Genomic DNA, 15,217 nt, shown 5'->3' on the forward strand with positions numbered 1-15,217 from the left:
ACATGAAACGTCGCTTATTCTGCGCTTTCTTCCGTGTCAACGTTTTCTTTTTCTTCAAAGACATCACCGAACAATCCATACACGAATTGTTCTGCATCAAACGGTTGTAAATCATCGATTTTTTCACCAAGACCAACGAACTTGACCGGGAGGTTCAATTCGTTCTTGATCGCAAGGACGATTCCACCTTTTGCCGTTCCATCAAGCTTCGTCAAGACGATCCCGCTGACGTTCGTCGCTTGTTTGAAGGCTTTCGCCTGCACCATCGCGTTTTGTCCTGTCGTCGCGTCAAGCGCCAGCAATACTTCGTGAGGAGCGCCTGGAATTTCACGTTCGATGACACGTTTGACCTTTTCAAGTTCGTTCATCAGGTTGACCTTGTTTTGAAGGCGTCCTGCCGTATCGCAAATCAGGACATCGACCTTACGTGCTTTAGCTGCTTGGACAGCGTCGTAAACAACAGCGGCCGGATCCGATCCTTCTCCTTGACGGATGACCGGTACACCGGAGCGTTCGCCCCAGACTTGCAGTTGATCGATTGCACCCGCACGGAACGTATCACCCGCTGCTAACATGACGCTCTTGCCTTCTTGTTTCAAGCGGTTCGCAAGTTTCCCGATCGTCGTCGTCTTCCCGACCCCATTAACACCGACGAAGAGAATGACGTTCAGCTCATGATCGAGATCGAGTGCTGTCTCTTCCTCTTCAACTAACATCTTCGCGACGACTTCAACGAGGACATCACGTACTTCTTTTGGATCCTTGACGTTACGTCGTTTAACTTCTGTCTTTAACTCCTCGACCAAATCCATTGTCGTCGTCACGCCGACGTCGGCTTGAATCAATACTTCCTCTAATTCTTCGAAGAAATCCTCATCGACTTCGCGGAAACGATAGACGAGATCATTGACGGCACTTGCCAGTCCATCGCGTGTCTTCGTCAGTCCTTGTGTGAATTTCGTCGTGACTTCTTGCGTCGAAGTCGTCAAGCGGTCTTTCAGTTTTTTAAAGAAACTCATTGTTTAATCTCCTTTGGTTCTTCACTTAATGTACGTCGTGCCTCTTCTAGTTTAACGGATAACACTTCAGATATCCCGTTTTGCTGCATCGTGACGCCGTACAAGACGTCTGCCGCCTCCATCGTTCCTTTCCGATGGGTGATGATGACGAACTGTGTCTCGCGCGCTAGCTGATGGACAAATTCGCCGAATCGCGCGACGTTCGCTTCATCAAGTGCCGCCTCGACTTCATCGAGGACACAGAATGGGACAGGACGGGTCTTTAGAATCGCGAACAAGAGAGCGATCGCCGTCAAGGCACGCTCTCCACCTGACAAGAGCGACAAATTTTGTAGCTTTTTGCCTGGCGGTTTCGCGACGATATCGATTCCGCTCGTCAGTAGATCAGTCGGATCGACGAGTACAAGGTCGGCTTCTCCACCCCCGAACAACTCCCGGAACGTTTCTCGGAAATGCTCACGGACGGCATCATACGTTTGTCGGAACAATCGAATGACTTCCCGGTCCATCTCTTCAATGACACCATAGAGATCCGTTTTAGCGGCGACGAGATCATCTCGTTGCGCCGATAGGAACGTAAACCGTTCATCGACTTCCGCGAATTCTTCGATTGCACCGATATTGACGATGCCGATTTCTTCGAGTTGACGCTTGAGCAGATGAATTTCCTCTTTCGCCTCATCATACGATTGATCGAGCGGAGCGATCAACTCGAGCAGTAATCCCATCTCTTCGAGCATTTCTTGTCTTGTCTCAAGGCGTGTACTCGTTTTCCCTTGTGAGAGTCGTAATTGCTCAAGTGCCTGTTTCGTCGTTTGTTGATCGTCCTTCGTCTTCGCTTCGCGAATTCGAATTAAGCGCAAGGATTCTGCCTGCACTTGAATCCGTTGTCCAATCGCGACAATTTCGGTCTCGACCCGCTTCTGCTCCTGTTCCTGTTCACGCTGCTCGCCGTGCAAGGCATCGATTTTAGCTTCATCGAAGCCTTCAAGGACATGACGCAAGTCACGGCGTTTATGACCACGTTCAAGCTTCGCGTGACTGACCTGTTCCGTCAGACGCTCGATATCTTGCGTGAGTTGCGCTTGTTTCATTTGAATCGTCCGCTCTTCAAGAACTGCTTCTGCTTGTTCCTTCTTCAGTTCGTCCATCGTGACGGCACCACGAGCTTGAGCATCCTTAAGACGATCAAGTGCTTGTCTGAGCTCTGTTTGACGTTCCGTCCATTTCGCGATCTCGACTTCTGACATTTCGATGATACGGCGTGCTTCCTGTTCTTGTTCGAGCACACGTGCCATCTGCCGATCTTCAACCGATAATTCGGATGTCATGACGGCGAGGTGACGCTTCGCATCTGCCAACGTATCCCGCGATTGCTCGAGTTGTCCTTGTAATTCTTGAATCGTTTCTGTCCGCGTCCGAGCAGTAGCATCAAGCGTCTGAATCGCCGCTCTTAGATCTTCCAAGCGGCGCATCTGCTCCCGAATGACCGCTTGCCCTCGCGTCAGTCCCTCTTTTAACTCGTCGAGCTCGCGCGATTGACTGAACAATGGTGTGCCTTTTTTCCGACTTCCGCCGGTCATCGTTCCACCGACGTTGACGACATCTCCTTCGAGCGTGACGAGACGATAGCGATGTCCTGTCGAACGGGCAATTTGGTTCGCTTGTTCAAGTGATTCGACGACGAGTGTCGTACCGAGTAAGTTCATCTTTAATTTCGTCAGCGTCTCGTCTGTCGTCACAAGATCACTTGCGATCCCGACGAATCCAGACATCCCCCCGACTTGTTCTCGCACCGAACGGTTGACTTCACGTGTTTGGAGTGAGGCGAGCGGCATGAACGTCGCTCGACCGGCATTTAAGCGTCGCAGTTCCTGGATTAGACGACGTCCTGTCGCATCGGTATCAACGACGATGTTTTGCATTGCCCCACCAAGCGCCGTCTCGATTGCCGCTTCAAATCGCGCAGGGACCGAAATCAACTCCGCGACCGCTCCGTGAATACCTGGGTAATGATCTCGTTGTTTTAATATCGTCTTAACGGCACCGAAATAACCGCTATAGTCGGCTTTGACGGATTCAAGAAATTCAATCCGATCTTCCGTCTTATGACGACGTCGCTCTAAATCCGCAACGGACTGTTCGACTTGGCGTAACGTATGTTGTTGTTCGTCTCGTGCTGCGAGTGCCGTTGCCTCTTCCTCAGTCACTTGATCTAATTCTGTCCGGATCGAAGCAACGTCCGCTTCTAATCGAGCGACGTCTTCCTCAAGTTGACGACGGGTCGACTGCTTCGTACCGCTATCCACCGTAAAGGAACGTTGTTGTTCTTCTGCCTGCATGAGATCTTGCTTCGCCCGATTATAGGCATTATTCGTCGCAGCCAATCGGCTCGCCACTTCAAAGGCTTCCGAACGTAATGCTTCGGCTTCCTTATCAAAATCACGATCGGTTTGTGTCAACGCTTGATCAGCTCGTTCTCGCTCAGCCGTAATCCGTTTTGCTTCCTGATCGACTTCTGCTTGGCGTTCCTGTAAAGCGGTTAGTTCGAGTTCTAGTTCCTTGACGCGTTCTTCGACGATCGCGACCTCTTGTTCGAGTCGCTCTTTCGTCTCGGTACCGTGTTTTTCACGTTCTTTTGCTAGGTTAAGGGCACCTTGGATCTCAACAAGTCGCGTCGAGACATGTCGAAGTTGCTCCTGCAAAGCGTTTTCTTGTTGTCGTTCTTCTTCAAGCGTCGCTTCTTGTTTCTCCCGGGACACGACGGTCTCTTCGTGAGTCGTCTTTTGAGATGCAAGACGTTCTTCACATTGTGCGATATCACGCGCCAGTGTTTCGAGCTCCGTCTGATACGTCGTGATTTCATGCGCCAAGATGCCACGTTCCAGTACATCATGCCGTTCTCGAGCGACGAGATACTCTTTCGCGAGCGCCGCTTGTTCACGTAACGGCTCGATTCGTCCACCAAGTTCATATAAAATATCATCGACACGCGATAGATTCGCTTCCGTATCACTTAATTTCCGCTCGGCTTGCTTCTTGCGATGACGATACTTCAAGACGCCTGCTGCTTCTTCAATGACAGCACGACGTTCTTCCGGTTTTCCGGAAATGACTTGTTCGACCCGACCCTGTCCGATAATCGCAAAGGCGTCACGCGACAAGCCTGTGTCCATGAACAAATCAAGGACATCCTTCAGGCGACATGGTTTTTTATTTAAAAAATAATCGCTATCGCCATTACGGCTGACACGACGTGTAACACTGATCTCCTGATAAGGTAACGCGACCGTTCCCGACTCGTTATCTAAGACGAGCGTCACTTCTGCAAATTGTTTTCGGTGTTCAGACAAACTGCCGGCAAAAATAACGTCTTCCATCTTCGCCCCACGTAGTGACTTCGCAGATTGTTCTCCGAGCACCCAACGGACAGCGTCCGATATATTTGATTTTCCACTTCCGTTCGGTCCGACGACTGCCGTGACACCCGGAAGGAATTCTAGTTCAGTTCGATTGGCAAATGATTTGAAGCCATTGATTTCAATTCGTTTTAAGTACATCTTGATCACCCGTATGTTTAAATTTCTTTTGAATTTCTTTCAGTTTACCATAGCCGAAACGCTAGCAACATGATAGGTTTTAAGGTAGTATCATGCGAAACAAGAAGAAGAGGAGCGAATAACACGATGACGATTGAACAAATGATTGAAGCAATCTTAGATAAATTGAATATCATCAACAAAGGGGTCATTAAAGCAGAACAGTTCGATGGCTCAAAAAATGAGGACTTAAAAGAGATTTATGAGTTCGTCATGATGCGAGACTCGCTATCACTTGCAGAGGTCGACGCGATCGTCGACGAACTGAAATCTCTTAAGACTGTTTAATCGAGTAAGCACCACACGATAAAAGCCGATCATCTCTTGTGCGTTCGAGAGATGGTCGGCCTTTTGTTGCTTAAAACTGTTTTTTTAATTCAAGTAAGGCTTGTTTTGCCGCTTGTTGTTCTGCCTCTTTTTTCGAACGCCCCGTTCCAATCCCTTCGAGCTCATCCGCGACTTGAACACGAGAGATGAACTCCCGACTATGCGCCGGACCGCGTTCCTCGATGATTTCATATTCGATGACACCTAAGCCGACACGTTGAATCGCTTCCTGTAATTGACTCTTGAAATCTGTCTGTTCTTCGAAAAAGCCTGTCGCCACTTTCGGAAAAACCGCTTCGGCGAGGAATCGTTCGGCTGCTTCGATGCCTTGGTCAAGATACAAGGCGCCAATGAAGGATTCGAAGACATCCGCAAGTAAGGCTGGACGATTCCGACCACCGGTCAGTTCTTCCCCCTTACCTAACAGAATCATATCGGAAAACTGATAGTGATTCGCAAATTGGACGAGTGACGGTTCACAGACGATCGCCGCTCGCAATTTCGTTAATTCCCCCTCGGAACGTTCCGGGTAGTGTTCGAATAGATAGCGTGACACCGTCAACTCTAAGACAGCGTCCCCTAAAAATTCTAGGCGTTCGTTATCCCCTTCCGACTCACGTTGTTCATTGACGAACGAAGAGTGCGTGAAGGCTTGTTTCAATAGCTCAACATTAGAAAACCTGATATTCAGACGCTCTTGTAACGCTTCGAATTTTTGCTCGATCTGAGCGAGCGTCCGAGCATCCTTGCGTCGTTTTACATAGGGTCCTTTTCGGACACGACGTCCTTTTTGATTCGTCATAGTTCCTCCTAAACAGCTAAAGCCCACCGCAAATTGCGGTGGGTCAGCTTCAATGATCAGACTTGTGTTTCGATGTAGTTGACGACATCGCCGACAGTCTTCAAGTTTTCTGCTTGCTCATCTTCGATCGTGATTTCGAACTTGTCTTCTAAGTCCATGACGAGTTCCATGACTTCAAGAGAGTCAGCTCCGAGGTCGTCTTTGAACGACTTATCAAGTGTGATTTCACTTTGTTCTTTACCTAATTTTTCTGCGATTGCTTCTTGTACGTCTACTAAGATTTGTTCTTTTGTCATTTTAAAATCCCTCCATGAGTTGAGTATATAAGATGATTGCCGATTTGGCAAAGTACTACCGTTAGTTGTGTTACATTGTCATGCCGCCATCGACGGCTAGAGTTTGACCTGTAATGTATCGTGCTTCATCTGAAGCAATGAAGCTGACGAGTGAAGCGATATCGTCGGTTTGACCGAAGCGTTTCAACGGAATTTGCCCGAGTGACAGGTTCCGCTGTTCTTCTGTCAATTCATCCGTCATGTCCGTCTCGATGAAGCCTGGACAGATGGCATTGACTGTGACACCCTTACTAGCGAGTTCACGTGCGACGGATTTCGTCAGCCCGATCAGACCCGCTTTCGCTGCGACATAGTTCGCTTGCCCTGGATTTCCAGAAATACCGACGACTGATGCGATATTGATGATACGACCGCTTGTTTTTAACAATGGACGTGTCGCGGCTTGTGTGACGAGGAATGCCCCTTTCAGGTTCGTATCGACGACGGCATCAAAGTCTGCTTCCTTCATACGCATCAGTAAACCATCGCGCGTGATGCCGGCATTATTGACGACACAATCCAGTTGACCGAACGCATCAATCGTTTGTTTGATCATCTGTTTGACAGCATCCGCTTCAGCGACATTCGCTTGAATCGCGAGTGCTTCACCGCCTGCTTCCTTGATTTCACGGACGACAGCTTCCGCCTTGTCCGTGCTTCCTGCATAGTTGACGACGACACGGAAACCATCTGTTGCCAATCGCTTTGCGATGGCAGCTCCGATACCGCGTGACGCGCCAGTGACGAGTGCTACTTTACTCAACGAATTCCCTCCGCTTCCAATTGCTCAAGTGTCGTGATGCTGATGATTTTCGCATCTTTTTTGATTCGTTTCACGAGACCGCTAAGTGGAGATGACGGACCGAACTCGATGAACGTATCCGCACCCTCTTCGATGAGACGCTCGACGCATGATTCGAACCGGACCGGCGAATAGAGTTGCTGAACGAGCAAACGAATCAATTCGTCTGGTTGATCGTGAAATGCACAATCAACGTTCGAGATGAATTTCGTCTTCGCCGCTTTAAACGGTGATGATACGAGAATATCTTCGAATCGTGGTGCAAAAGGTGTCATGAGCGACGAATGGAACGCACCCGAGACATCAAGTGGTAAGACTCGTTTTGCTCCGAGCTCTTTTAACTTCGCTGTGGCAGATTCGACCGCCGCGATTTGTCCAGAGATGACGAATTGTCCAGGACAGTTGTAGTTGGCGATTTGAACGATTTCTCCCGTTGCCGCAATTGATTCAACCGCGTGATGGGCTGCCTCGACATCATTCATGCCAATGACTGCTGCCATCGTTCCACCCGTGACTTGATTCATGAGTTTTCCGCGTTCGCGGACGAGATAGACGGCTTCAGACGGTGTGATGACAGAAGCTGCGACGAGCGCGCTATATTCTCCAACACTGTGTCCGAGTACGAAATCAGGTGTATGCCCTTGTGCTGCGTACTGCTGTGCGAGTAATGCACTGTGTGCGACGATGGCTGGTTGAGCGATATCCGTCGCTTTCAATTCATCCTTCGTCCCTGTCGTCATCAGCGTCGTCAGATCCAGACCAATTCGCGTTCCGAGGTCAGCGAGTGCTTGGCGTGTCTCGTCTTGCGTGATGAGCGTCTGTCCCATTCCAGGCGTCTGTGACCCTTGTCCCGGAAACATCCAAACTGTTTTCCCCATCTCGTCTCACTCCTTCTTAACGTGCTTCAGTTGCTTTCGCCTGAACGATTTTGGCAACGACTTCTTGTTCGACCATCTTTTCAGCTTGAACGAGCGCTCTGCTGAATGCATAGGCATTACTTGATCCATGCGCCTTGATGACCGGAGCCGCAATACCGAATAGTCCGGCACCACCATATTCTTCATAGGCGAGCAACTGCTTCATTTTTTTCAACTTCGGTTTCAGTACGAGAGCGGCGAGCTTTGATGTCCACGAGCTCATGAATTGTTCTTTCATGACACCCATGATCATACTGGCTGCCCCTTCAGTACTCTTAAGTAACGTGTTGCCGGCAAAACCTTCCGTGACGATGACATCGACGTCACCGCTCATCGCTTCTCTCGCCTCGACGTTCCCAACGAAATGAATCGGTGCTGTCTCAAGTAGCGGATACGTTTCCTTCGTCAATGCATTCCCTTTACCGGCTTCTGATCCGATATTCAGGAGCCCGACTTTAGGACGTGTGATACCGCGAACTTGTTCTGCGTAGACAGACCCCATGATGGCATAATCGAGCAAATGCTCTGCCTTCGCATCCGGGTTGGCGCCGACATCTAAGATGACGACACCCTTCCCATTACGTGTCGGGAAAGTCGGGGCCAGTGCAGGACGGTCAACTCCTTCGATCCGACCGATGACGAACAATCCGGCAGTCATGAGCGCTCCCGTGTTGCCTGCTGAAATCAAGGCATCTGCTTCTCCTGATTTCACCAGGTTTGCAGCCACAACGAGTGAGCTATCTTTCTTGCGGCGAATGGCACGTACCGGTTCATCTTCTCCGGTGATGACGGATGCTGCGTGGACGATCGTCACGCGCGGATCCTCGATTGTGTATGAGCGTAACTTCAATTCATCTCCGACTAGTCGGATATCGATGTTGTCGTTTGGACGTTCTGCCAGATAGGCAACGACCCCTTCTACGATGGCACGGGGTGCATGGTCGCCCCCCATGGCGTCAACTGCTAAAATCATTTCGATTCCTCCTTACTACTTCGATACACTGTGAATTCGCCGATAAAGACACATTCTTCACCGACATAACTCTCTACCGTGATGTCAGAACGTCCATCTTGGCGATGGGAACTGACGAATGCCTTCGCGACAACGCGTTCTCCGACGTGGACGGAGCGTGTGAACTGAACGTTCGCACGGGTCGTTAACGCGAGTTCATCATCGATGAGCGCAATCGCAAGCGAGTTCGCCTGTGCGAACAAGATATGTCCACGGGCGATTGCATTTCGACTAAACGCATGTTCCGGCAAAACCTCAAGGATCGAGATGGCAGATGTATCAAGTTTCAGGTCAATCATATCACCAATGACTTCATTTTCAGTCAACGTACGCACATCATCCAGGCGTTCAGTCGCGACATGTTTAATTCGCTCCCGTAATTCCGGAATTTTTAATTCCATCCGGTCCAGACGAATCGTCTGGATACTGACACGAAATCGTGTCGCCAGCGCTTCATCCGTGATGAACGGATTTTGCTCGATCGTCTGTAATAATTCTTGTTGTCTCTCTTTTTTAGGTACCCGCATGTATGTTCCTCCCACAAGAAGGATGACTACTATTATTACCTGGTACTAACAGTAGTATATATCCCTTGTTGTTCACTTTCAAGTATTATTCGATTCTTTCTCCTTCAAGAAGCCCTTGCCGTTCGATATATTCACGTAAGACATCGTATTCCGGCGCTTGCCAAAAAGCATCCGATCGCAGTAATCGGACTGCATCTTGTCGGGCCGTTTCCATGACTTGAATATCAAGTGCTGGATCGGTTAAGACGAATCTCGGTAATCCACTTTGTTCGGTACCGAAGAAATTTCCGGCTCCGCGCAGTTTTAAATCCTTTTCCGCTAGCTTGAAGCCATCGTTCGTCTCCGTCATTGTCTTGATCCGTTCTTTTCCCGTATCGGAAGAGGGATCGGCGATTAGAATACAGTAAGACTGGGCATCGCCTCGACCGACGCGTCCTCTTAATTGGTGTAATTGCGCAAGACCGAAGCGTTCTGCATCATGAATGACGATGATCGATGCATTCGGAACGTTCACACCGACCTCGACGACCGTCGTCGAAACAAGGATTTGAACGGTATTCTCCTTGAATGCCTGCATGACCTCGTCTTTTTCTGAAGAAGTCAAGCGCCCATGCATCAAACCGACATGATAGGACTTGAACCGCTCAGTCAATGTCGCATGTAATTCGATCGCATTTTGAACTTCGAGTGATTCGGATTCCTCGATCAATGGCGTGATGACGTAGGCTTGTCGACCTTGCGACAATTCTTTCTCGACGAACCCGAAAACGCGTTCCATCTGTTGCGGTTTCGCCCAGTAGGTCTCGATTTCCTTTCGTCCCGCCGGCATCTCATCGATGATCGAAACATCCATATCTCCAAAGACCGATATCGCAAGCGTACGCGGAATCGGTGTCGCTGTCATATATAATACATCTGCCTGTTCAGCTTTCGCACGCAATCGTTTCCGTTGTTCGACACCGAAGCGATGTTGTTCATCGGTGATGACGAGGTGTAATGCCTTGAACTGGACGGTGTCTTGAATCAGCGCATGTGTTCCGACCAAGACGTCGATCTCTCCTGTTACAAGAGCTTCGAGCAAGTGAGCACGCGCTTTCCCTTTAACGGAACTCGTCAGTAGACCGACTCGGATTCCAAGTGGTTCAAGCAATGGGGCGAGCGACGCTGCATGCTGTTCCGCTAAAATTTCGGTCGGCACCATTAAGGCGCCTTGTCTTCCGGCACGAACCGTCGCGAACAAGGCGATGGCTGCGATGACGGTCTTCCCGCTTCCGACATCTCCTTGCAGCAACCGATTCATTCGTTCGCCGCGACCGATGTCGTCTAGGATCTCTTTTGTCACACGTTGCTGGGCACCTGTCAGCGGAAACGGCAGGCTCTTGATGAAATTGGCAATATCCGTTTCATGTAAAGGCAAGGCCATCCCTTGACCTTTCCGTCGTCCAAGACGTAACGCCTGTAATTTCAGCTGGAAATAGAGGCACTCCTCGTAGACATAACTGCGACGAGCAGCCGTCAACTCTTGTCGATTCGTTGGGAAATGAAGCGACTTCAACATCGTCATCCGGTCTTGCAACCGATACGTCTTCCGGATGCTATCCGGGATTCGTTCAGCTAATGCCTCAGTCTCCTTGAACGCCAAGTCGACGACGCGTCGGAATGTCTTCATCCGCATGTCACCCCGGAGCGAGTAGACTGGTGTCAATTCGCCTTCGATTGCCCCGAATTGCAATTCCGTCGCAGAGATCGTCATCCGGTGTAAATCCCACTTGCCACTGACCGTCACTTCTGCTCCGAGTTGCAATTGGTCTTTGTAGAATGCCCGGTTGAACATTGTTACGGTCACACTATACCGTTCTTCAACGAGCAGACGGAACGTTAAACGATTCTTTCCTTTGCCATAATAGCGCACAAGTGGTTCAGACTGGACTTGACCCGTGAACTTGACTTTATCCTCATGGATTGCTTCCGTTAGACTTCCCGTCACGAAGTCGTCATAACGAAACGGGACGTGCTCGAGCACGTCCGCAACGGTGAGAATATTCATCTCTTCTAGTTTTTTCGCCAAATCCCGTCCGACACCTTTTAATGTCTTGACGTCACGTGATGGATTCATTCGATAACTCTCCGAAGATTTTCGCTTCGAGCCAGCGACCCGTCGGCGTATTCGCGAGTCCACCTTTTGCTGTCTCGCGAAGCGCAGACGGCATCATCTGACCAATCTCATGCATGGCTGAGATGACTTCATCACACGGAATCCGTGACGTGATTCCAGCGAGTGCCATGTCGGCAGCGACAACAGCATTCGCCCCGCCCATCGCATTGCGTTTCACGCATGGCACTTCGACGAGTCCTGCGACAGGATCACAGACGAGTCCGAGCATGTTCTTCAGTGCGATCGCAAAGGCATGTGCTGACTGATCCGGTGTTCCGCCCGCCATCTCAACGATGGCAGCAGCTGCCATCGCTGTTGCTGAACCAACTTCTGCCTGACAGCCACCAGCCGCTCCGGAGATCGACGCATTGTTCGCGACGACGAAGCCGAATGCACCGGATGTGAATAAGAAACGTAACATTTGTTCACGCGTCGGGTTTAATCGATCTTTGACCGCAAATAGCGTACCCGGTACGACACCCGCACTCCCAGCCGTTGGTGTTGCACAAATTTTTCCCATCGCAGCATTGACTTCATTCGTTCCGATCGCCTTACTGACAGCATCGAGTAGCAGATCTCCTGATAATCCTTTGCCTGAAGCACGGTACCGCTGGAGTAAGACAGCATCTCCACCAGTTAAACCTGTCACCGATTGGACACCGTCGCCATCAAGTGAACGAGCAACTGCTTCTTCCATCACTTGTAGGTTTCGTTCCATCATCGCATAGACTTCATCTCGTTCTAAATGACGAACCGTCATCTCTTGTTCGATCATGACTTCCGAAATCGGAATATTTCGTTCCGTCGCGATGGCGACGAGTTCTTTTACGGATTTAAACATGTCTTCACTCTCCCATCATGACGGCACGCTCGACTTGAGGTAACCGATCGATTTCTTCCAACACTTCTGCCGTTATCCGGTCATCAATCTCAATTGCCATGAGTGCTTGTTTTCCTTTTTCGTGCCGTGACACTTCCATATGCCCGATGTTGATTTCGTAATCAGCCAAAATGCTCGTCACGGCTGCAATTGCTCCGAACCGGTCATGGTGTAAGACGACGAGTGCCGGTCCCCCACCAGACAAACGAAGCGGTACACCATTTAATTCCGTGATTTCAATCGTTCCCCCACCAATTGAAATACCGACCAATTCAAACTCTTCTACTCCATTCGTCAAATGGACACGAGCCGTATTTGGATGATCCGTCAACGCTTCACTCGTCTCGAAATGAATCTCAATCCCTTTCGACTTCGCGATATCGATCGATTGCGGAATCCGGTCGTCAAACGTATCGTATCCGAGAACACCGCCGATGATGGCGACATCCGTTCCATGTCCACGATACGTATCAGCGAATGAACCGTAAAACGTGATGTGGATGACAGTAGGCGTTTCCCCGAATAATTTACCCGCCATCAATCCAATCCGTGCAGCCCCTGCTGTATGCGAGCTCGATGGACCAACCATGACTGGTCCGATGATGTCAAAGACGCTACGATATTTCATTTCTTTTCCCCTCTCTATGAAACAAACGAAATCCCACCTCTATTATCGCAGATGGTGGGATTCGTGAAAAGGCTAGTCGCCCTTTTTCAGTATGATGGTTTTATTCGACGCTTAAAATGTACGAATAAAGTGGTTGTTTGCCGTCGTGGACTTCCACTTCAGCATCCGGATTAACCGATTCGATGTACGCGACGAGGTCGTCGACTTCTTCTGTCGAAACGCCTTCACCGTAAAGAACTGTGATGATTTCGTCGTCCTCTGTGACGAGTGTATCGACCAGTTTCTTGACAGCACCAAGACTCGAAGTGTCCGTAGCAACGATTTGTTTTTCAGCAATCGCCATGTGATCGTCTTTCTTGATTTCAACACCATCAATATTCGTATCACGAACGGCATATGTGACTTGACCCGACTTCACAGCTGCGATCGCATCCTCCATGTGTGCTTCGTTCTCTTCAACAGTCGCTTCCGGATTATAGACGATCGTCGCCGCCAAACCTTGTGGGACTGTCTTTGATTTCACGACTGTTACGCCACAATTCGCAACAGAAGCTGCTTGTTCAGCGGCCATGATGATGTTCGAGTTGTTCGGATAAACATAGACATGTTCAGCGTGTGCATCCTCGATCGCCTTGACGATGTCTTCCGTTGACGGGTTCATCGTTTGTCCGCCTTCGATGACGACACTGACACCGAGTGATTTAAAGAGTTCACTGATACCTTCACCCATTGCGACTGTGACAAGGGCTGCTTTCGCTTTTGTCTTCGGTGCAGCGACTGGAGTGACTTGGTTCGCGCCCTCTTCTTCGAGGATCGTCGAGTGTTGTTGACGCATATTTTCAATCTTAACAGCAACGAGCTCACCGAAACGTTGTCCTTTTGTGATGACTTCTCCTGGCGTTTCAACGTGGACGTGAACTTTAAGGAGCTCTTCGTCCGCTACGACGAGCAACGAATCACCGAATTCCGCTAATTCGTTCCGGAATGCTTCTTCACTGAACGGTGCATTTGCTAACTTGTCATCTTGGAAGCGAACCATGATTTCCGTACAGTAGCCGTAATGGATCTCTTCTGTCGACATGAAGCTTTGAGCCGATTTATGATGCTCTGCTTCGACGAGTGCTTCCATGACTGGCGTATGTGGCTTATCAAGTTCTTTTCCTTCGAGTGTCGCGAGGAATCCTTCATAGATACAGACGAGACCTTGACCACCTGAATCAACGACACCAACTTCTTTTAATACAGGAAGAAGGTCAGGAGTTCCGTCAAGCGATACTTTCGATGCTTCGACGAGTTGACGCATCAACTCTAAGAAATCCGTCGTCGTTTCAGATTGTGCGATGGTCGCTACAGCTGTCTCACGGGCAACTGTCAAGATCGTTCCTTCGACCGGTTTCATGACCGCTTTATACGCTGTATCGACACCTTTTTGCAATGCATCAGCGAACTCTTTCGTATCAATCGTTGCTTTTCCTTCGATTGATTTCGAGAATCCACGGAACAATTGACTTAAGATGACACCAGAATTTCCGCGTGCCCCCATTAATAATCCACGTGCGAAGACGTTTGCGACCTCCGAAACAGAATCCGAAGTGGATTTACCTGCTTCTTTTGCACCTGAAGTCATCGTCAAATTCATGTTCGTTCCCGTATCACCATCTGGCACAGGGAAGACGTTCAATGAATCGACGAAATCTGCGTTTTGATAAAGATTCGCCGCGCCATTTTGAATCATCTTGACTAACTGCGCTCCTGTTAAACGATCTACACTCACTAAAGTTTCCTCCTCTATTTCCGCCTTAGACATTCGTCAAGCGGACTCCTTGGACAAAGATGTTCACAGATGTCACGTCAAGACCTAGTGCCTGACTGAGCGTGTATTTCACGCGACTCTGTACATTGTTCGCCACCTCTGAGATTTTCGTCCCATAACTTACAATAATATGCATATCGATATGAACTTGCTCTGAAGACTGTCGAACGATGACACCGCGTGCAAAGTTCTCACGTTTTAAGAGTTCAGCAAGACCATCCTTGATTTGAGACTGAGATGCCATACCAACGACACCAAAACATTCCATTGCTGCGCCGCCCGAAAGTTGCGCGACGACATCATTATCTACATCAATCTTTCCATAGGTCGTTTTCATCTCGATCGCCACCTGAGTAGCCCCCTTTGAATATTGTATTCTTCTCATAATTCTACTATAAGGA

At 49.3% G+C, this 15,217-nt stretch carries 14 protein-coding genes; 1 reads left to right on the top strand and 13 read right to left on the bottom strand.

Annotation, left to right across the window (positions count from 1 at the left end; translation table 11 throughout):
* Positions 1-14: 14 nt before the first annotated feature.
* Both ftsY and smc read right to left on the bottom strand, forming a co-directional pair.
* Positions 15-1,019: a signal recognition particle-docking protein FtsY gene (ftsY, locus tag VJ374_RS10415; protein ID WP_035406938.1), complete on the bottom strand. Its 1,005-nt coding sequence runs from the start codon at positions 1,017-1,019 to the stop codon at positions 15-17.
* The gene (gene smc / locus VJ374_RS10420; RefSeq protein ID WP_329468777.1) at positions 1,016-4,579 is read right to left on the bottom strand and encodes a chromosome segregation protein SMC; all 3,564 of its coding nucleotides are present in this window, start codon (positions 4,577-4,579) and stop codon (positions 1,016-1,018) included. The genes ftsY and smc overlap by 4 nt, the downstream gene beginning before the upstream one ends.
* 126 nt (positions 4,580-4,705) lie before the next feature.
* On the opposite strand from smc, the gene VJ374_RS10425 reads away from it, so the two are divergent.
* On the top strand, positions 4,706-4,906 hold the full coding sequence (locus VJ374_RS10425) for a DUF1128 family protein (RefSeq protein WP_023468746.1): 201 nt from the start codon (positions 4,706-4,708) through the stop codon (positions 4,904-4,906).
* 70 nt (positions 4,907-4,976) lie between these two features.
* On the opposite strand, the gene rnc is transcribed toward VJ374_RS10425, so the two are convergent.
* The 11 genes from rnc to VJ374_RS10480 all read right to left on the bottom strand — a co-directional run bounded on the left by rnc (position 4,977) and on the right by VJ374_RS10480 (position 15,165).
* Entirely contained in the window at positions 4,977-5,747 is a 771-nt protein-coding gene (gene rnc / locus VJ374_RS10430) for a ribonuclease III (protein ID WP_035406932.1), read from the bottom strand.
* 56 nt (positions 5,748-5,803) lie between these two features.
* A complete protein-coding gene (gene acpP / locus VJ374_RS10435; RefSeq protein ID WP_029342095.1) occupies positions 5,804-6,043 on the bottom strand; it encodes an acyl carrier protein in 240 nt (79 codons plus the stop codon).
* Between the two features lie 70 nt (positions 6,044-6,113).
* Entirely contained in the window at positions 6,114-6,845 is a 732-nt protein-coding gene (fabG, locus tag VJ374_RS10440; RefSeq protein ID WP_056062260.1) for a 3-oxoacyl-[acyl-carrier-protein] reductase, read from the bottom strand.
* A complete protein-coding gene (gene fabD / locus VJ374_RS10445) occupies positions 6,842-7,762 on the bottom strand; it encodes an ACP S-malonyltransferase (RefSeq protein ID WP_214854551.1) in 921 nt (306 codons plus the stop codon). Before fabD ends, fabG begins: the two co-directional genes overlap by 4 nt.
* Before the next feature lie 16 nt (positions 7,763-7,778).
* On the bottom strand, positions 7,779-8,774 hold the full coding sequence (gene plsX / locus VJ374_RS10450; RefSeq protein WP_035406922.1) for a phosphate acyltransferase PlsX: 996 nt from the start codon (positions 8,772-8,774) through the stop codon (positions 7,779-7,781).
* Positions 8,771-9,340, bottom strand: a complete 570-nt coding sequence (gene fapR / locus VJ374_RS10455) for a transcription factor FapR (protein ID WP_056062267.1) — start codon at positions 9,338-9,340, stop codon at positions 8,771-8,773. The genes plsX and fapR overlap by 4 nt, the downstream gene beginning before the upstream one ends.
* Positions 9,341-9,425: 85 nt before the next feature.
* Positions 9,426-11,456: an ATP-dependent DNA helicase RecG gene (gene recG / locus VJ374_RS10460; RefSeq protein WP_329468778.1), complete on the bottom strand. Its 2,031-nt coding sequence runs from the start codon at positions 11,454-11,456 to the stop codon at positions 9,426-9,428.
* Positions 11,440-12,336 (bottom strand): L-serine ammonia-lyase, iron-sulfur-dependent, subunit alpha, encoded by an 897-nt coding sequence (sdaAA, locus tag VJ374_RS10465; RefSeq protein WP_023468754.1) that lies wholly within the window; start codon positions 12,334-12,336, stop codon positions 11,440-11,442. Before sdaAA ends, recG begins: the two co-directional genes overlap by 17 nt.
* Positions 12,337-12,340: 4 nt before the next feature.
* Positions 12,341-13,003, bottom strand: a complete 663-nt coding sequence (gene sdaAB, locus VJ374_RS10470) for an L-serine ammonia-lyase, iron-sulfur-dependent subunit beta (protein WP_023468755.1) — start codon at positions 13,001-13,003, stop codon at positions 12,341-12,343.
* 100 nt (positions 13,004-13,103) lie between these two features.
* Positions 13,104-14,777, bottom strand: coding sequence for a DAK2 domain-containing protein (locus VJ374_RS10475; protein ID WP_442899591.1), 1,674 nt, complete (start codon positions 14,775-14,777; stop codon positions 13,104-13,106).
* 25 nt (positions 14,778-14,802) lie between these two features.
* Positions 14,803-15,165, bottom strand: coding sequence for an Asp23/Gls24 family envelope stress response protein (locus VJ374_RS10480; protein WP_056062281.1), 363 nt, complete (start codon positions 15,163-15,165; stop codon positions 14,803-14,805).
* Positions 15,166-15,217: the final 52 nt, after the last annotated feature.

The sequence above is a fragment of the Exiguobacterium sp. 9-2 genome (genome assembly GCF_036287235.1).
Lineage (GTDB): Bacteria > Bacillota > Bacilli > Exiguobacteriales > Exiguobacteriaceae > Exiguobacterium_A.